The sequence below is a fragment of the Neorhizobium tomejilense genome, from assembly GCF_964254135.1.
Lineage (GTDB): Bacteria > Pseudomonadota > Alphaproteobacteria > Rhizobiales > Rhizobiaceae > Neorhizobium > Neorhizobium tomejilense.
Map to the genome: position 1 here is coordinate 2,507,832 of NZ_CAXUSO020000001.1, position 16,685 is coordinate 2,524,516.

General features: G+C 63.0%; 16 protein-coding genes. 6 read left to right on the forward strand and 10 right to left on the reverse strand.

Translation table 11 applies throughout. From position 1 onward, the window contains the following. Positions 1 to 7 precede the first annotated feature (7 nt). A complete protein-coding gene (locus tag ACSQ3G_RS12765; protein WP_436110300.1) occupies positions 8 to 1,069 on the forward strand; it encodes a glycosyltransferase family 4 protein in 1,062 nt (353 codons plus the stop codon). A gap of 239 nt (positions 1,070 to 1,308) precedes the next feature. Here the strand turns inward: ACSQ3G_RS12765 and der are convergent, their stop codons facing one another. Continuing rightward, positions 1,309 to 2,736, reverse strand: coding sequence for a ribosome biogenesis GTPase Der (gene der / locus ACSQ3G_RS12770; RefSeq protein WP_046632835.1), 1,428 nt, complete (start codon positions 2,734 to 2,736; stop codon positions 1,309 to 1,311). A 31-nt stretch (positions 2,737 to 2,767) separates the two neighbouring features. Next, on the reverse strand, positions 2,768 to 3,439 hold the full coding sequence (locus ACSQ3G_RS12775) for a tetratricopeptide repeat protein (protein WP_436110301.1): 672 nt from the start codon (positions 3,437 to 3,439) through the stop codon (positions 2,768 to 2,770). Positions 3,440 to 3,704: 265 nt separating this feature from the next. On the opposite strand from ACSQ3G_RS12775, the gene ACSQ3G_RS12780 reads away from it, so the two are divergent. Beyond that, the gene (locus ACSQ3G_RS12780) at positions 3,705 to 4,703 is read left to right on the forward strand and encodes a polysaccharide deacetylase family protein (RefSeq protein ID WP_436110302.1); all 999 of its coding nucleotides are present in this window, start codon (positions 3,705 to 3,707) and stop codon (positions 4,701 to 4,703) included. 627 nt (positions 4,704 to 5,330) lie between these two features. On the opposite strand, the gene sbmA is transcribed toward ACSQ3G_RS12780, so the two are convergent. Both sbmA and ACSQ3G_RS12790 read right to left on the reverse strand, forming a co-directional pair. Next, positions 5,331 to 6,611 (reverse strand): peptide antibiotic transporter SbmA, encoded by a 1,281-nt coding sequence (sbmA, locus tag ACSQ3G_RS12785; RefSeq protein ID WP_105437811.1) that lies wholly within the window; start codon positions 6,609 to 6,611, stop codon positions 5,331 to 5,333. A 125-nt stretch (positions 6,612 to 6,736) separates the two neighbouring features. Beyond that, positions 6,737 to 7,918: a YbfB/YjiJ family MFS transporter gene (locus ACSQ3G_RS12790; protein WP_436110303.1), complete on the reverse strand. Its 1,182-nt coding sequence runs from the start codon at positions 7,916 to 7,918 to the stop codon at positions 6,737 to 6,739. 202 nt (positions 7,919 to 8,120) lie between these two features. On the opposite strand from ACSQ3G_RS12790, the gene ACSQ3G_RS12795 reads away from it, so the two are divergent. Beyond that, positions 8,121 to 8,336, forward strand: a complete 216-nt coding sequence (locus ACSQ3G_RS12795) for a hypothetical protein (protein WP_046632826.1) — start codon at positions 8,121 to 8,123, stop codon at positions 8,334 to 8,336. 48 nt (positions 8,337 to 8,384) lie between these two features. Here the strand turns inward: ACSQ3G_RS12795 and map are convergent, their stop codons facing one another. Continuing rightward, a complete protein-coding gene (gene map / locus ACSQ3G_RS12800; protein WP_105414967.1) occupies positions 8,385 to 9,140 on the reverse strand; it encodes a type I methionyl aminopeptidase in 756 nt (251 codons plus the stop codon). Positions 9,141 to 9,208: 68 nt separating this feature from the next. Then, on the reverse strand, positions 9,209 to 10,252 hold the full coding sequence (locus ACSQ3G_RS12805) for an LLM class flavin-dependent oxidoreductase (protein WP_436110304.1): 1,044 nt from the start codon (positions 10,250 to 10,252) through the stop codon (positions 9,209 to 9,211). Between the two features lie 252 nt (positions 10,253 to 10,504). Here ACSQ3G_RS12805 and ACSQ3G_RS12810 point away from each other — a divergent pair, with 252 nt between their 5' ends. Then, a complete protein-coding gene (locus tag ACSQ3G_RS12810; RefSeq protein WP_436110305.1) occupies positions 10,505 to 11,878 on the forward strand; it encodes a GGDEF domain-containing response regulator in 1,374 nt (457 codons plus the stop codon). Between the two features lie 117 nt (positions 11,879 to 11,995). On the opposite strand, the gene ACSQ3G_RS12815 is transcribed toward ACSQ3G_RS12810, so the two are convergent. Continuing rightward, complete coding sequence (locus tag ACSQ3G_RS12815; protein WP_436110306.1) at positions 11,996 to 12,466, reverse strand: SRPBCC family protein; 471 nt, start codon at positions 12,464 to 12,466, stop codon at positions 11,996 to 11,998. A gap of 151 nt (positions 12,467 to 12,617) precedes the next feature. On the opposite strand from ACSQ3G_RS12815, the gene ACSQ3G_RS12820 reads away from it, so the two are divergent. Next, positions 12,618 to 12,917 carry a DUF1905 domain-containing protein gene (locus ACSQ3G_RS12820; RefSeq protein ID WP_436110307.1) on the forward strand — a complete coding sequence of 100 codons (300 nt, stop codon included), beginning with the start codon at positions 12,618 to 12,620 and terminating at the stop codon, positions 12,915 to 12,917. Positions 12,918 to 13,103: 186 nt separating this feature from the next. Here the strand turns inward: ACSQ3G_RS12820 and ACSQ3G_RS12825 are convergent, their stop codons facing one another. The 3 genes from ACSQ3G_RS12825 to ACSQ3G_RS12835 all read right to left on the reverse strand — a co-directional run bounded on the left by ACSQ3G_RS12825 (position 13,104) and on the right by ACSQ3G_RS12835 (position 15,680). After that, positions 13,104 to 14,357, reverse strand: coding sequence for an RNA polymerase sigma factor (locus ACSQ3G_RS12825; RefSeq protein WP_436110308.1), 1,254 nt, complete (start codon positions 14,355 to 14,357; stop codon positions 13,104 to 13,106). Continuing rightward, a complete protein-coding gene (locus ACSQ3G_RS12830; RefSeq protein ID WP_046635484.1) occupies positions 14,354 to 14,743 on the reverse strand; it encodes a YciI family protein in 390 nt (129 codons plus the stop codon). Before ACSQ3G_RS12830 ends, ACSQ3G_RS12825 begins: the two co-directional genes overlap by 4 nt. A 73-nt stretch (positions 14,744 to 14,816) precedes the next feature. Then, positions 14,817 to 15,680 (reverse strand): helix-turn-helix domain-containing protein, encoded by an 864-nt coding sequence (locus ACSQ3G_RS12835; protein WP_436110309.1) that lies wholly within the window; start codon positions 15,678 to 15,680, stop codon positions 14,817 to 14,819. 135 nt (positions 15,681 to 15,815) lie between these two features. Here ACSQ3G_RS12835 and ACSQ3G_RS12840 point away from each other — a divergent pair, with 135 nt between their 5' ends. Beyond that, complete coding sequence (locus ACSQ3G_RS12840; RefSeq protein WP_436110310.1) at positions 15,816 to 16,676, forward strand: N-acyl homoserine lactonase family protein; 861 nt, start codon at positions 15,816 to 15,818, stop codon at positions 16,674 to 16,676. The last annotated feature ends 9 nt before the right edge of the window (positions 16,677 to 16,685 follow it).

A 16,685-nucleotide genomic window follows, 5' to 3' on the forward strand; every position in this document is an offset into this window, starting at 1 on the left:
GCCTTCCATGACAAGAATAACCATCGTGACGGATGCCTGGTACCCTCAGGTAAACGGTGTCGTCCGTTCGATCGAGAATACCAACCGCGAACTCGCCCAGATGGGCGTCGACGTGACCATGGTGACGCCCCAGGACTTTACCAGCGTTCCCTGCCCCACCTATCCGGAAATCCGTCTCTCGGTCGCCACCTACTGGCAGATCGCCAGTGCCATCCAGGCGTCGATGCCGACCGCCGTTCATATCGCTACCGAAGGTCCGCTCGGATTGCTCGCCCGCCGCTGGTGCCTCAAGAACAACATCCCCTTCTCGACCAGCTACCACACCCGTTTTCCGGAATACGTGTCGGCGCGCTTCCCCATCCCGGTCCGCTGGCTGCATGGCTTCGTGCGCTGGTTCCACAATGCCGGCAATGGCTGCATGGTGGCGACCGCAAGCCTCGAGCGCGAACTCGCCAAGCTCGGCCTCAAAAACCTGCTGCGCTGGAGCCGCGGCATCGACCAGACCATGTTCCATCCGATGGATCTCGATGAGCGTCCTTTCGACCTGCCGCGCCCGATCTTCATGACCGTCGGCCGCGTCGCGGTGGAGAAGAACCTGCCCGCCTTCCTCGATCTCGACCTGCCCGGCTCCAAGGTCGTGGTCGGCGACGGCCCGGCCCGCGCCGACTTGCAGAAACGTTATCCGAACGTGCTGTTCACCGGCATGAAGACCGGCGAGGATCTCGCCTGCGCCTATGCGCAGGCCGACGTCTTCGTCTTCCCCTCGAAGACCGACACGTTCGGCAACACGATCCTTGAGGCGCTGGCCAGCGGCGTGCCGGTCGCCGCCTACCCGGTTACCGGCCCGATCGACATCATCGAGGAAGGTTCGGGCGCCGGGGCGCTCAGCGAAGACCTGCGCGAGGCCTGCCTTGCGGCGCTCGACTGCTCGCGCGAAAACGCAAGGCAGCTCGCCCGCAAGTTCACCTGGGAAGCGGCTTCGAAACAGTTCCTGAACAATGTGCTGATCGCCCAAGGGCTGCCGAAACTGCCGGCCCCACGCGGCGGAATTCGACCTTCGGCGGTGTAGTCGCAGCCCCTCACGCGGCTCTCGCCTCTGGGCTGCCCCTCATCCGCCCTGCCGGGCACCTTCTCCCCGTTTTGACGGGGAGAAGGAAACTATGCCGCACCGTTTCCGCCAACCTCACCGCTGCAAGAGGCGTCCCTGCTCTCCCAAAAGGTCGGGAACTGAGCGCTTGCGCCTTGCGTCCTTCTCCCCGTCAGAACGGGGAGAAGGTGGCGGCAGCCGGATGAGGGGCAATCAAGCCCTTACCGCTTCTTCTTGCGTCCCTCGAACGGGTTTTCACCCGCTTTGAAATGCATGCGGATCGGCACGCCCGGAATATCGAAATCGGCGCGCAACCCGTTGATCAGGTAGCGGATATAGCTTTCCGGCAGCGCGTCGGGCCTGGTGCAGGACACCATGAAGGCCGGCGGGCGGGCCTTGACCTGGGTCATGTACTTGAGCTTCAGGCGGCGGCCGGAGACGGCCGGTGGCGGATGCTGGGTCTGCACGCCGTCGAGCCAGCGGTTGAGCCTGGCGGTCGATATGCGCTTGTTCCACACCTTGTCGGTGTCGATGATGCTCTGCATCAGCTTGTCGAGCCCGTAGCCGGTCTGGCCGGAAATCGGCACGGCGCGAAGCCCCCGCGCCTGCGGCAGCAGCCGCTCGGTCTTTTCGCGCAGATCCGCGAGCACCGCCTGCGTATCCTCGACGAGATCCCACTTGTTGAAGGCAAGCACGGCGGCCCGGCCTTCGCGCAACACCAGGTCGACGAGCTGCAGGTCCTGCTTTTCGAAGGGAATGGTGGCGTCGAAAACGATCACCACCGTCTCGGCGAACCGGATCGAGCGCAGCGCATCGGCAACCGAGAGCTTCTCGAGCTTCTCCTGGACGCGCGCCTTCTTGCGCATGCCGGCGGTGTCGAACATCTTGATGGTGCGGTCGCGCCATTCCCATTCGACCGAGATACTGTCGCGGGTGATGCCCGCTTCCGGTCCGGTCAACAGCCGGTCCTCGCCGAGGAAGCGGTTGATCAGCGTCGACTTGCCGGCATTCGGACGGCCGATGATGGCGACGCGCAGCGGCTTGGTCTCGTCGTATTCCGGCTCGGCCTCGTCCTCGGCATCGTCCGCAAAATCGGAATCGCGGACGTCGATATTGGTCTCCGCCTCGTCATCGTCTTCCGGAAACGCCCGCTCCTCGCCGAGCGCCTCGACGATCGCGTCGCGCAGGTCGATCATGCCCTGGCCGTGTTCCGCCGAGATCGGCACGGGCTCGCCGAGACCCAGCGTATAGGCATCGTAGAACCCGGCGTCGGAACCGCGCGCTTCCGACTTGTTGGCGACCAGCACGACCGGCTTGCCGCTGCGGCGCAGAAGCTCGCCGAAGGTCTTGTCGAGCGGCGTCAGGCCCGACTTCGCGTCGACCACGAACAGCGTCAGGTCGGCATCGTCGACCGCGGCCTCGGTCTGGGCGCGCATCCGGCCTTCGAGCGTCTCGGGTCCCGCCTCTTCGAGACCGGCGGTATCGATGATCGTGAATCTCAGGTCGATGAGCTTCGCGTCGCCCGGACGGCGATCGCGGGTGACGCCCGGCGTGTCGTCGACAAGCGCCAGCTTCTTTCCAACCAGGCGATTGAAAAGCGTGGACTTGCCGACATTCGGGCGTCCGACGATGGCGACGGTGAAGCTCATTCTGTATCCTTAAAGCCCTGGGCGAAAACCGTCAGGGCGCCTTGCCTGAAGAGGCGATGTTGTCGAGCATGATCTGCGCGCGGTTGGCGACGTTGCGCGGCGCAGAGGCATCATTGGCAATCTGCTGGAACCATTCCTTGGCTTGCGCAAAGTTGCCGGCCTTGTAGGCGGCAAGACCAAGCGCCTCGCGGGCGGAATTGGCAAGCGGGTTGGCGGGCACCGCCATCGGCTGCACTTCGGCGGCCACCTGTTCATAGGTACCGTTGTCGATCAGGAGCCATGCGGCGCGCATCCTGGCAAGGTCGCGCATCGCCTGTGGCGCTGCATTGTCCTTGCCGATGGCCGAGAAAGTGGCGATCGCCCCGGCTGCATCACCCTTGGACTGCTGCACCGAACCGGCGCGCAGCTTGGCGAGCACGGGATAGGCACCGGTGCCGTCCTTTTCCAGTGCTTCGAAGGCGGCCAGCGCCTCGTCGTTCTTGTTTTCCGAAGCAAGCTTCAAGGCTGCCAGGAAACGGTCGCCGGACTGCGAGGAATTATGCGTGTCCCAGTATTCGTAACCGCGATAGCCCGCCGTACCGACGACGATCAGCACGGCCACACCGATCACGACCCTGCCGTAACGCTGCCATGCACCCCTGAACTGATCGGAGCGAAGTTCCTCGTTCACTTCGCGAATAAAACTGTCGTCGTCCTGCGCCATCAAAGTCTCCGGCCCAACCGGCCCATCATGCGGAAAAGCGCCTTCTAGCCTATTTTCCCGGAGATGTAAGGCCCCCCTTAACGCCTGTCGCGCAAAAGTGGGCGCCGGTTTTGCCAAGGCGGCAAGCGCAAAGCGAAAAACACCCGCCCGGGAGCGCCCGTTGGCGCCTTTCGGCAGGAATCCGCACTTAAACCCAACCGCTCAAAGCTTTGCCTTATTCAGCGGCCACAAAGCCGGCTGCCCTCCGCCATGATTCAGGTGCCCGATGCGTCCGCTTGCCCTTCCCCTCGCCCTCTGTCTTCTCGCCGCGCCCCTCGCAGCCAATGCAGCGGACAATACCTCCGGCAAGCCGAAACAGCTGGTGATGGTCTCCTTCGACGGCGCCGGCGCCAACAATCTCTGGCAGCGCAGCCGCGATCTCGCCCGGCGCACCAATGCCCACTTCAGCTATTTCCTCTCCTGCACGCTGGTCATCGAGCGCGCCAATGCCAAAAGCTATCAGGGGCCGAACGAGAAACCCGGCAAATCGAATATTGGCTTTGCCCAGACGGCTGCCGAGGCCCGCGAAAGATTAGGCCACGTCTGGCAGGCGCATCTCGAAGGCCACGATATTTCCAGCCATACCTGCGGCCATTTCGATGGCAAGGACTGGACGGCGGCCGATTGGACCGCCGAGTTCAGCTCCTTTCACGACGTGATGACCGATGCCTGGAAGACCGTCGGCGCCGGATCGGAGGAACCTGCCGGCTGGAAGAATTTCGTCGCGACCGGGATCACCGGTTTCCGCGCTCCCTATTTTTCCATCGGTCCCGGCCTGGTCGAAGCCGAAAGACGAGCCGGCATCCGCTATGACGCCAGCCTCGTCACCAAGGGACCGATGATGCCGGAGGAAAAGGGCGGCCTCATCCGCTTCGGGCTGCCGCTTATCCCGGAAGGCCCGGCGGGTCGGCCGATCATCGCCATGGACTACAACCTCTTCATCCGCCATTCCGGCGGCATCGACAATCCGAGCAGTTCCGCCGAATTCGAGGAACGCGCCTATTCCGCCTTCAAGGCCGCCTTCGAGAAGGAGTATGACGGCGACCGCATTCCCCTCCAGATCGGCCTCCATTTCGTCGAAATGAACGGCGGCGCCTATTGGCGGGCGATGGAACGGCTGGTGACCGAAGTCTGCGCGCGAGAGGATGTCGCCTGCGTGAGTTATTCGGAGGCGATCAGGCTGATCCGCGAGCGGGAGAAACCGCGAGTGGCGTCGGGGCTGTAGGATTTCGATAGGCCTGAGAGTTTGGGAGTAAAAGACCCCTCCCGGCCTGCCGGCCACCCTCCCCACAAGGGGGAGGGAGACCAAGCCGCTATGCCGGCGCCAAACTATCAACCTCGAACATCGGCCTCTGGGCACTCTCGCGATCGAAGATATGACCTCGTCATCTTCGGAAACATCCATGCCCACGATGGAGAACGGTGAGCGCACGGCATATGTCCCTCCCCCTTGTGGGGAGGGTGGCCGGCAGGCCGGGAGGGGTCTTTGCCGGGGACGATTTTCCCTGCCCACAAAAACCAGCCCAACGGCATCAACCCCTTACCCGCATTCACGTCCCCGTCCGTCCCCGCTTCCCGAAACCCGCCCCATAATCACCCCCGCCATCGGATGGGAAACCGGGTTCGCGAACCGGCATTCTCCTCCAAGGGTTTTCGGACCCGGTTTCCGGTGATGGCCGTCGAACGTGGTGGAACGGGAACTGACAACTCCCGAAAAGCTGCAGGAACCGGTCGGGGCAGGCAAAACCACCTACCTCATACAATACTCGACACCGCCTGCCCCATTCCCAAACCAAAACCGCGCCGGACAAGACGTCCGGCGCGGCCAAAAATGCTTGCGTTCAATTGGCGATCAATAGGGTCGGTCGGCCGCGATCTCGCCGGCTTCGGCTTCCCGCTCCAGGTAATGCTGGTCGATTTCCGGCAGCGGCTGGTCGTCGATGGCCGCTTCGAAAGCAACCAGACGTTTATGGATGGACAGGAGTTCGATGATCGTCGACCAGTAGTTGACGAGATACTGGAAGGAATTGCTGACTTCACCGAAGGCGGTGGCGATCTGCTGCCAGATGCCAAGGGTGATCTTGCCCGTCACGAAGGTCGGAATGAGGATGAAGTTCAGGAAGATCGCGTCGAGCTGGCCGTAGGAATAACGCGCGACGTTGAAATAGAGGTAGTGCCAGTACATCCGGAAATAATTCCGGCGCACATTGGCATAAAGCTCCGTGACGGTCACCGGCTGGGCGCGGTCCATGTGATCCTCGCCATAGACCAGCTCCTTGCGGTAGGCGGCCTCGACGCGCTGGTTGCGGAAGTTGAGGCCCGGCAGCTTGATGCCGGCGAACGCCAGAAGCGCCGTGCCGAACAGCGACCAGACGATCGCCAGCCAGAAGAGCGCGTGCGGGATCGCGCCGATGATCGGCAGATCGTCGACATGGACCGACATGGCGAACAGCAGCGGCAGGAACACCACCAGCGTCATCACCGAGTTGATCAGGGTAACGCCGAGGCCCTCCAGGATGTTGGCGAACCGCATCGTATCTTCCTGGACACGCTGCGAGGCGCCTTCGATATGCCGCAGCTTGTCCCATTTCGACATGTAGTAGTCGTTCATCGCGGTGCGCCAGCGGAAAACGTAGTGGTTGGTGAAGAAGGCGGTGATGACATTCAGCGCGACGCCGACGAAACCGATTTCCAGAAAGTGGATCTGCAGCTCGTAGAACTGCCAGGCGGTGATCCCAGGCTGCTTGGCAAGCGCTGCCTGCAGAAGGTCGAAGAACGGGCCGCGCCAGTTGTTGATCGCGACGGACGCCTGCACCGCGAAATAGGCGATGAAGATGATGAAGGCCGACCCCCAGATCGACCAGTTGGCCCAGGGATGGTCCCTGGCGATCACCTTCCAGACGCCGCCGAAGATCCCCACGAAGATCGTGAAGTAGAGATAGAACCAGAGATTGTCCGGCGTGAAGAAGTAACCGAGGCCGATCGGCGGTTTTTCTCCTTCGGCAAGCGGCGGCAAGCCGACAGCCGCTCCCATCTGCGGTCCGACCGAATACCAGACAATAATGCAGATCGCAGCCCAGATCGCGCCGGACGTAAAGAACAGTTTAGGTCGGGGAAAGAATGAGTGGAACACGGAGCTTGGGCTTTCCTGAGTTCGAGTCGACGGGATGTCGGAACGACTATTGAGCCGGAAACTAAGGCAGTTCCAAGGGAGCGGCAATGGCCGCGTTCCGTGGTTACGTAATTGTAACCGTGGGATTATTCGGAGGCGCTGCGCGCAACCGGGAGTGCGAGCAGGACGCAGACGACAAGCGCCGCCGCCGCAATCAGCGTCGGGGCGACAAAACTGCCGCCGCTTGCTTCAGCGATCCAGCCGGCCACAAGCGGGCCGATGATCTGGCCAGTGCCGAAGGCGGCAGTGGCGGAGGCGAGCGCCCGGCGCGGGCTTTCCGGCGAGAGTTTCCGGCCGATCTGCAGCCCATAGGCGGTGATCACCATGAAGGTGACGCCGAGCAACAGCCCTCCGACGAGCGCCCCGACGGTCGGCGGCAGCATGACCGAACCGAGCACCCCGACCATCTGCAGCCCGAGTGCTGCGGTATAGGCCTTGGCGAGCCCGAAGCGATTGAGCACCGGCCGCCACAGGATCAGCGAGACGGCGGCGGCCGAACCGGTCAGGAACCAGGCCAGGAATTCGACGATCGGACCTGCATTGCCGATCCGCGCGATGGTGACGAGGAAGGTCGCGGTGATCACGTAGCCGAAGCCGAACAGGCCGTAGGAGGCGGTGAGCAGCACCAGCGGCCTGCGCCATTCAAGCGGCGGCTCGACCACTGAGCCGGTGCCGATCGCCTGTTTCGGCAGGATCCAGGCGACTGCGGCGAGCACGACGAGCACGATTGCCGCACCGGCAAGCCAGTTCATGCGCCATCCATGTGCGCCATCGCCGGCCATCGCGTTGACGACGAAGACCAGCGCCGAGGAGAGCGCGATGCCAAGCCCGACGCCGCCGAAATGAAGCACGTTCACATTGTCGCGGCCGACCGCATAGGGCAGCACGATCGACGAGGTGAAGATCATCGCAAGCGCGCTCGCAAGCCCTGCCAGAAACCGGATGACGGTGAAGGCGACGACGGAGTTCGTCGCAGCCATGGCAGCAAGCAGGATCGCGGTCGCCAGAAGCCCGCCGAGCGCCACCTTGCGCTCGCGCCCGGCCGCCCAGCCATAGGCCGACAGGATGGCGCCGGCGAGGTAGCCGGCGAAATTACCCGCGGCGATATACCCCGCGTCGGCCGCCGAAAGCGGGATGCCCGTCATCATCCCGGGCAGGATCGGCGTGTAGAAGAAGCGCCCGAAACCCATCGCCGCCGCCATGGCGATCGAGCCGGCAAAGCCGATCAGCAGGGGGCGGTGCGAATAACTCGTATTGATCTGCAGCATGGAACGGTTATCGCAGCCGCGCCCGGCCGCGGCAAATAAGGAATTTTCATTGCAGCGATGCACCGGAATGATGGATCGGTATACAAGCGATCGTGCATGTGCCGCGACGATTTGGTGCAGTGCATGACGGAAATCGTCTTGCTGCTGACATGAAAGCCAGCCAATCTCTCACCCATCGCCATCGGGGCGCGGAGGCATGCGCATGGAACATGACCTGACCCTATCCGAAGTACTCGTCGATCCGTTGATCACCCAGCTTCGCCAGGCCGACTCCGTCGGTTACGCCGCTTTTGCACAATTGCTGCAGAGCGCCGCCCGCGTCCATACGCGCCAGATGCTTGGAAACCTTCAGACAGAGCGTACCGACGCCTTCTATCGTCGTGTCGATGCCGTGTCTGCCGGCAACAAACACAACTGACCGATCTGCCGTAACGGCAGCATTTTTCCGTAACGGCAGAAGTCTTGCTCAATCGGCGAGGGTCAGGATCAGCGGCCCGTTGCGGGTCGCGACGATCGTGTGCTCGTATTGCACGGTAGGTGCCTTGGGATCGCTGTAGAGCGTCCAGGGATCGCCATTACCGCCGTCCTCGGCCCAGTTGGCGCCGAGCGACAGGAACGGCTCGACGGTGAAGACCAGCCCGTCTTCCATCGAACGCGTCTCATGGCGGTCCGGCCAGGTCGGGATTTCCTTCGGCTCGTCATGCAGTGTCAGGCCGATGCCGTGGCTCGAAAGATTGGTGATCAGCGTATAGCGGTTCTTCTTGGCGAAGGTCCCGATCGCATTGCCGATGCCGGAAAGCGGCTTGCCGGCCTTGACCTGCTGCAGACCGGTCCAGAGTGCGCGGCGGCCGTCGCGGCAGAGTTTTTCGATCTCGCGCTTCACCGGCGGCACGGCGTAGGAGGAGCCCGTATCGCCGAAGAAACCGTCCTTGACCGCCGACACGTCGATGTTGACGAGATCGCCCGCCTGGATCACCCGGTCGCCCGGAATGCCGTGGGCGACTTCCTCGTTGACGCTGATGCAGGTGGCGCCCGGAAACTGGTAGCAGGTCTCCGGTGCCGATTGGGCGCCGTTGTCCTCCAGGAACTTGCGGCCGATCGCGTCGAGCTCGCGGGTGGTGATCCCCGGTTCCAGTGCCTTTGCCATGGTCTCCATCGCCTGCGCGCAAAGCCTGCCGATCTCCTTCAGCTTGGCCAGTTCGTCTTCGGTGGAGATAACCATGGTCTGCCTAACGTCCTAACGCGTCCTGTCTCGATCAGGCGCCGGTTTCGCGCCATCGGCCGAGCCCGTCAATTCTTTTCTGACGACCCCAGTTCTTTTCTGACCAGCGGCGCGACTTTCGTGCCGTAGAGCTCGATGCCGCGCATGACCTGGGCGTGGGGCATCGGGCCGATCGCCATCTGCAGCAGGAACCGGTCCATGCCGAACACCTTGTGCGCGGCGATGATCTTTTCGGCCACCAGTTCCGGCTCGCCGAGGAAGAGATTGCCGAGCGCCGACCGCGCCTCGTCGAAATGCGCCCGGTTGGTCGGGCCCCAGCCGCGCTCGCGGCCGATGCGGTTCATCACCTCCGCCTGCGGGCCGTAGAACTGGTCGGCTGCCGCCTGCGTCGTATCGGCGATGAAACCATGCACGTTGATGCTGGTCTTCAGCTTGGCCGGATCCTGGCCGGCGCGGCGGGCGGCCTCGCGGTAGAGGTTGAAGAAGGGGGCGAAGCGCGGATATTCGCCGCCGATGATGGCGACCGCGAGCGGCAGGCCCATGGCCCCTGCCCGTGCCACCGATTGCGGCGTGCCGCCGACGGCGATCCAGATCGGCAGTTGCCTCTGCAGCGGGCGCGGATAGACGCCGCGGCCATTGATCGGCGCGCGCTTCTGGCCCTGCCAGGTAACGATCTCCTCGTCGCGGATGGCGAGCAGCAGGTCGAGCTTTTCGGTGAACAGTTCGTCGTAGTCGCCGAGGTCGTAGCCGAACAGCGGATAGGATTCGATGAACGAACCGCGGCCTGCCATGATCTCCGCTCTCCCATTCGAAATGAGATCGACGGTCGAGAACTGCTGGAAAACCCGCACCGGATCGTCGGACGAGAGCACCGAGACGGCGCTGGTCAGCCGGATGTTTTTGGTGATCGCGGCAGCCGCGGCAAGCACGGTGGAGGGCGACGAGACCACATAGTCGGGGCGGTGGTGTTCGCCGAGCCCGAACACGTCGAGCCCCACCTGATCGGCAAGCGCGATCTCCTCCAGCAGATCCTTGATCCGCCTTGCGCCTTCCGCGCCCTTGTCCAGCGCCGCGGCATCGACATCGCCAAAAGTATGAAGCCCGAGTTCCATCTTGCAAAAATCCATTCGTTGATGCCGTCAGATAGTTATCGGGCGCGTTTGGCGCAAATGCTATTCTTTCGAAGGGAATGTTCGATGGAATGGATGGGTGCGGGTGCGACGGTCGTCGCCTGCGCCCCGACTTGGCAACCTGCACGCGACTACGAGATATTCGACACAAATATAGGTTCAGATTCTAAGAAAATGGTAACCCATCCGGCATATTCTTCCCGGCCAACAGGAACAATAGTTTGGGCAAGTCGAATGGATGACGGCACCGAAAATCGGCCAGACTTAGACGTTCCGAACCTGCAATCATCGAATGATATTCTTATCGTCGAGGATTCCGCCGCCCTTTCGGCCTTGCTGCGGCATCGGCTCGAGCGGGAGACTGCCGGCAGAACCTTTTGCTGTGCGAGCCTTGAGCAAGCCCGCATGCTGCTGGCGGGGCAGAAATTCACCCTGGCCCTGACCGGCCTCAACCTGCCTGACGCGCCCAACGGCGAGATCCTTGCTCTGCTTGCCGAATACGCGGTTCCGACAATCGTCTTCACGGCAACCTCCGAGACGGAAACCACGGTCCGCTACACCGAGCGGAAAATCATCGACTACATCGTCAAGAGCGACAACACGACTGTGGATACAGTCGTCAAGACGGTGAACCGCATCCTGACCAACGGCGCCTTTTCCGTTCTCGTCGTCGATGACGCGAGATGGGCCCGCTCCGGTCTGGTCGAGATCATGCAGCGGCAGAACTTCCGTGTCCTCGAAGCCCTTTCCGGCAAGGAGGCCCTGGACATGCTTGCCGACAACCCATCGATCGAACTGGTCATCACCGACTACAACATGCCCGACATGGACGGACACGAGCTGACGAGGCGCATTCGCGCAACCCGGCCTTCGGACGAACTGCGCATCATCGGCGTTTCGTCCTCGTCCGACCGCGGCCTTTCCGCAAGCTTCCTGAAGGCCGGCGCGTCGGATTTCATCTACCGTCCCTTCGTCCCGGAAGAGCTGCAATGCCGCATCGACAACAATGTCGAAACACTGACCCAGCTGAAGCGGCTGCGTTACCTGGCGGAGCGAGATCATCTGACGGGCCTCGCAAACCGCCGCTTCTTCTTCGAAAAGAACCCGCCCCTGGAGCCTGCACCGGCAAACGACGCGGTTGCCATTCTCGACATCGACCATTTCAAATCGGTCAACGACACCTACGGCCACGAGGCCGGGGACCAGGTGCTCAAGCGTCTTGCCAGCACCCTCAGGGAGATGACCATCGACAAGCGATACCTCGCCGCCCGCCTCGGCGGCGAAGAGTTCGCAATCTACATGAAGGATACCAACGCCTTCCAGGCCCATTCCTTCTGCGAGCAGGTACGCACGCGCGTCCAGGCCACCAGCATCCCGGTGCAGGACAAGGACATATCGGTGACCATCTCCATCGGCGTCATGGAAATGGAGGAGCGCGAGACCTTCGGAAACCAGCTCAACGCCGCCGACCAGCTTCTCTACATGGCGAAAAAGAACGGCCGCAACCGCGTCTATTCGAGCCTGACGATACCGGAAGCGCTGATCCCCCAGCCGCAGGAACCGGAAGAACCCCGTACCCGAGTGACCCGGCGCCCCGGCACCCGGTGACTTGCCAAACGAAGTTCGAATCCATTTTCAAAGACTTACGGCAGCCTTTTGAATCGATCTCGAAGGCGCCTTGAGGTAAAGCCGCCCGAGCTTGGGCCCGGGCGGCAGCTCCCTGTTTCAGAAGGTCTTGGCGACCTGTTCGAGCTGGTCGGCGACGATGCCCCAGCCGACCGTGAAACCCATCTGTTCGTGGACCTGCTTGTCTTCCTCGGTCCAGTGAAAAGCAGTTGCCGTGTATTTCGTGCGGCCGTTGCCGAGATCTTCGAATTCGACGACCGCGGTCATGAACGGCTTTTCCGACGGCACCCAGGCGCTCGTATAGGCGTCGGTGAAGACCAGCTTCTTGTTCGGCACGACTTCCAGGTAGATCCCGTAATTGGGAATCTTTTCGCCGTTCGGCCCTTCCATCAGGATGAAGCTCGAGCCGCCGGCACGGACGTCCACCCGGGCCTCCGTCACCTTCCACGGCTGCGGGCAGAACCATTCGCCCATCCGTTCGGGCGTGGTCCAGGCCTTGTAGAGCTTGTCGGCCGGAACGTTCATTTCGCGGACGATCTGCAGGGCGTGCTTGGCGGTATTGGCGGTCATTGTCTGTCTCCCTTGAGTTTTACAAAACATCTCATCCGATGCTGGACTTAGGACGTTTGACGAGCACGATATCCGACAAGTGTCATGGAATTTTTTCAAGCCATGCGGCAAATATCTTCGGAACTAAATGACAGGCGGTAGGAGGGGATCGGTGGTCCAGTTCACATTCGAGGCGACGGTCATCCACTGGCGCGGCCCGTCCCCCTTCTTTTTCGCGCCGCTCCCGATGAACCATGCCGAGGAGATCAGGCGGCTGTCGAAGCTCGTGAGCTACGGCTGGGGCGTGATCCCGGTCGACGCCAAGATCAGCGGCGTCTCCTTCTACACGTCGCTCTTCCCGAAGGACGAAACCTATCTGCTGCCATTGAAGGACGCGGTGCGGAAAAAGACCGGAATTACCGCAGGCGACACGATTGCCGTGGAGATGACGCTACGGCAGCCGAGGCGGTAGCGGGGGCATTGTATCTGCGGTTGCCCCTCACCCTAACCCTCTCCCCGTAAAAACGGGGAGAGGGGACTTGCCCCATTCGTCGCCGATGATCGAGGCAGGCCGGCGCGTCTTGCGTCCTTCTCCCCGCGCGCGGGGAGAAGGTGGCGGCAGCCGGATGAGGGGCAGCCCTGCCTGCGATTGCCCGCCCTACTCCGCTAGCGGCGTCACCGCGCCGAGCTTGTCGATCTGCTGGCGGATGTGGGCGCATTCGGCGGCGGAGTTGGCAAGCGCGATCGCCCGGTCGAAGGCCTCGCGGGCTTCACGCCGTTGGCCGGCCTGCATCATCAGCCCGCCCTTGACCCCGTGGAAATAGAAATAGCCGTCGAGCTTGTCGGCAAGCGGTGCGATCATGTCGAGCGCCGCCTCCGGCCCTTCGAGCTTCGAGACCGCGACGGCCTTGTTGAGCGTCACCACCGGCGATGGCTGGATCCGTTCCAGCAGGCCGTAAAGCATGGTGATCTCCTTCCAGTCCGTATCCTTGGGCGTCGCGGCGCGGGCATGTAGCGCCGAGATCGCCGCCTGCACCTGGTAGGGGCCGGGCTTGCGGTGCCGGATCGCCTTGTCGAGCAGCGCCAGGGCCTCGTTGATCAGCTTGCTGTCCCAGCGGCCGCGGTCCTGGTCCTCGAGCAGCACGATCTGGCCGTCCTTGTCGATGCGCGTTCTGGCACGCGAGTGTTGCAGCAGCATCAGCGCCAACAGGCCCATGATCTCCGGCTCGGCGGGAAAGATCCGCAGCAGCAGTCGGGCAAGCCGGATCGCCTCGTCGCAGAATGCAGCGCTGTCGGGATTGGTGATGCCGGCGGAATACCCCTCGTTGAAGACCAGATAGATCATCGATGAGACGATGCCGAGCCGTTCTGCCCGTTCCGAAGGCCCCGGCGTCTCGAACGGCACGCCGGCCTTGGCGACGCGCGCCTTGGCGCGGGTGATGCGCTGTTCCATGGCGCTGTCGCCGACGAGGAAGGCCCGGGAGATCTGCGCAACGCTGAGGCCCGAGACGATCCTGAGCGCCAGCGCGATCTGCTGGGTCGCCGGCAGGTCCGGATGACAGCAGATGAACATCAGCCGCAGGATATCGTCGCGGTAATGGGAATTGTCGAGCCGGTCGGCCATGTCGCCCTCGGCATCGGACAGATCGGAGAAGGCTTCCTCCTCCGGCAATGGATCGTTCTTGGAGCGCTTGCGGACGACGTCGATGCCGCTGTTGCGGCCGACGAAGATCAGCCAGGCAGTAGGATCGCGCGGCGGCCCCTTGTCCGGCCAGGTCTTGATGGCGCGCAGGCACGCCTCCTGGAAGGCTTCTTCCGCGGTATCGAGATCGCGGAAGTAACGAAGGAGCGCGCCGAGCGCCTGCGGCCGGGCCGCCGTCAGCGCAAGATCGATCCATGCAATATCTGTCATGTCTTGGTCTCGCTATTTTTGATCTCGCCGGGATGGAAGACGTAGAAGGGCCGGATTTCATAGGAGCTGGAGCCGGGATTGACGGCCGAAAGCTCCTTCGAGAAGGCAACCGCTTCTTCCAGCGTCTCGACCTCGAGCGTGTAGAAACCGAGCAGCACTTCCTTGGTTTCCGCAAACGGCCCGTCGAGCACCAGCGGCTCCTCCTTGCCTTTTCGCACGGTGGTGGCGGCTGTCGTCGGCATCAGCCGTCCGACCGGACCGAGCTTGCCGGCCTGTGCGTAGGGCGTCTGCACCTCGATGAGCTTCGCCATGACGGCATCCTCTTCTTCCTTGGACCAGGCGAAGACGGTTTCCTCATGGGCGTAGCAAAGGATGGCGTAAAGCATGCGTAGCTCCTTCTCCTAATGAAGACGAAGGATTAGCGCGGGTGCCGACAGTGCGCAGCAATTTTTTGTTGGATCAGCGCCGTCCGGTCGGACTGGTGCCGAACGACTCGCGGAAACGGCGGGAGAAATGCGACCGCGAGGCGTAACCCGCCGCCTCCGCCGCCGCGATGCTGGACGCGCCCGAGGCAATTGCACTGTGGGCCGCCTTAAGGCGCTCGCGGCGCAGGATGGCGCGAAAGGACGTGCCTTCCGCCGTGAGATGACGGCGCAGCGTCGAGGCGCCGATACCGAGCTCTCCCGCCATGTCAGACACGCTCCAGGGCTCCGAGGGTGCGGTGGCGATCAGCCATGCGACCTCTTCCGAAAGGCTCTGGCGAAACAGCGCCCGCGCCTCCGGCAGAGGCCTGAGCAGCGCCAGGACCTCGGTCAGCCTCAGGCGCTTGATCGTTTCGCTTACGGCCCCGTCGGTGACCGCCGCCGCCGCATGGCAGAGCGCTTCCACGAGATCTTCGCCGAGCGGGATGCCGAACGAACCCGCCTCGCCGCCTTCCAGTCGCTCCGTTGCCGAAAGCGGAGCAATCCCCTCCGGCAGCGAGGGAACGTCGAGGCGCAGCGCGACGTAGAACCCGGTCGTCTCGTCGGGAACGTTGACGACATCCATCGGCACCTTGCCCGGCAGCACGAAGACGGAGCCCGGCGGGAAGACATGCGTCCGGTCGCCGAGCCAGATTTCCTTCTGGCCGTAGAGCACGATGCCGATCATCGGATCTTCGAGCTCGAGCGCCTTCACCTTTTCCCGGTCGAAACAGCAATAGATGAACAGCTGCTCCGCATAGGCGTTCATGCCGGGCTTCAGCCGCCCCGCCACCATCGGGCGCAGGCGGTCGAGCAGGCGGCGGGAAAGATCGGGCAGGCGCTGGGTGACGATCAGGTTCATCGCCGCACTATAGCGGAGGATACCCGTCGAAAAATACCTCAGCCGAGCGTTTCGGGCTCAAGTCAGCAAAAATCCGGCCCTGACGGGATGTCGAAAGCAGGCAGAAGGCGGCGGCTTCAACGCAGGAGACTTTTGATGAAGACCTTAGCCACTCTTTCCACCCTTGGCGCTTCCATTCTGGCCGCAGGCGTCGGCCTCCTCGCCCTGTCCGGCTCCGCCCAGGCCGCAGCCGATCTCGAACTGTGGCGGCTCGATTGCGGCTCGGTCGTGGTCAAGGACCTGTCGAGCTTTTCCGATACGTTCGCTTATAGAGGCGAAAGCCGCACCCTGACCGACAGCTGCTACCTCATCCGTCACGGCGCCGATTACCTGCTCTGGGATACCGGTCTGCCGGCCGCCCTGATCGGCAAGACGCCGGACCTCTCGCAGCCGCTCGCTCCGTCGCTGAGCGTCGACATCCCGACCCAACTCGCAAAGATCGGCATCAAGCCGGACCAGATCGGCATCGTCGGCATCAGCCACAACCACTTCGACCATATGGGCCAGGCCTCGACGTTTGCGAAGGCAACGCTGATGATCGGCGCCGCCGACTGGGAAAGCCTGCACGAAAATCCCCTGCCCTTCGGGGTCATGCCGGCGCTCGTCCAGCCCTGGATGGACGGCAAGGCGAAGGTCGACCCGGTCTCGGGCGACCGCGACGTGTTCGGCGACGGTTCGGTGATGATGCTGTCCATGCCCGGCCACACCAAGGGCGAGACCGCACTGCTCGTCAAACTGCCGCAGAGCGGGCCGGTTCTGCTCTCCGGCGACGTCGTGCATTTCGAAGAGCAGATCGCCAATAACGGCGTGCCGCCCTTCAACATCGACCGGGCCGAAAGCCTGGCCTCGATGGAACGCATGAACGGGATCGCCAAGCAGCTGAACGCAAAGCTGATCATCCAGCACGACGCAGACGACGTCGGCAAGCTGCCGGCTTTCCCGGCCAGCGCCCGCTGACTTCGATGA

What these genes read in the sequence shown, in the direction of transcription:
- ACSQ3G_RS12815 (WP_436110306.1), bottom strand. Translation starts at nt 12,466, where the DNA reads ATGACCGCCAATACCGCCAAGCACGCCCTGCAGATCGTCCGCGAAATG.
- ACSQ3G_RS12790 (WP_436110303.1), bottom strand. Translation starts at nt 7,918, where the DNA reads ATGCTGCAGATCAATACGAGTTATTCGCACCGCCCCCTGCTGATCGGC.
- ACSQ3G_RS12780 (WP_436110302.1), top strand. Translation starts at nt 3,705, where the DNA reads ATGCGTCCGCTTGCCCTTCCCCTCGCCCTCTGTCTTCTCGCCGCGCCC.
- ACSQ3G_RS12775 (WP_436110301.1), bottom strand. Translation starts at nt 3,439, where the DNA reads ATGGCGCAGGACGACGACAGTTTTATTCGCGAAGTGAACGAGGAACTT.
- ACSQ3G_RS12765 (WP_436110300.1), top strand. Translation starts at nt 8, where the DNA reads ATGACAAGAATAACCATCGTGACGGATGCCTGGTACCCTCAGGTAAAC.
- ACSQ3G_RS12825 (WP_436110308.1), bottom strand. Translation starts at nt 14,357, where the DNA reads ATGACAGATATTGCATGGATCGATCTTGCGCTGACGGCGGCCCGGCCG.
- der (WP_046632835.1), bottom strand. Translation starts at nt 2,736, where the DNA reads ATGAGCTTCACCGTCGCCATCGTCGGACGCCCGAATGTCGGCAAGTCC.
- ACSQ3G_RS12810 (WP_436110305.1), top strand. Translation starts at nt 10,505, where the DNA reads ATGGATGACGGCACCGAAAATCGGCCAGACTTAGACGTTCCGAACCTG.
- ACSQ3G_RS12805 (WP_436110304.1), bottom strand. Translation starts at nt 10,252, where the DNA reads ATGGAACTCGGGCTTCATACTTTTGGCGATGTCGATGCCGCGGCGCTG.
- ACSQ3G_RS12840 (WP_436110310.1), top strand. Translation starts at nt 15,816, where the DNA reads ATGAAGACCTTAGCCACTCTTTCCACCCTTGGCGCTTCCATTCTGGCC.
- ACSQ3G_RS12835 (WP_436110309.1), bottom strand. Translation starts at nt 15,680, where the DNA reads ATGAACCTGATCGTCACCCAGCGCCTGCCCGATCTTTCCCGCCGCCTG.
- map (WP_105414967.1), bottom strand. Translation starts at nt 9,140, where the DNA reads ATGGTTATCTCCACCGAAGACGAACTGGCCAAGCTGAAGGAGATCGGC.
- ACSQ3G_RS12795 (WP_046632826.1), top strand. Translation starts at nt 8,121, where the DNA reads ATGGAACATGACCTGACCCTATCCGAAGTACTCGTCGATCCGTTGATC.
- ACSQ3G_RS12830 (WP_046635484.1), bottom strand. Translation starts at nt 14,743, where the DNA reads ATGCTTTACGCCATCCTTTGCTACGCCCATGAGGAAACCGTCTTCGCC.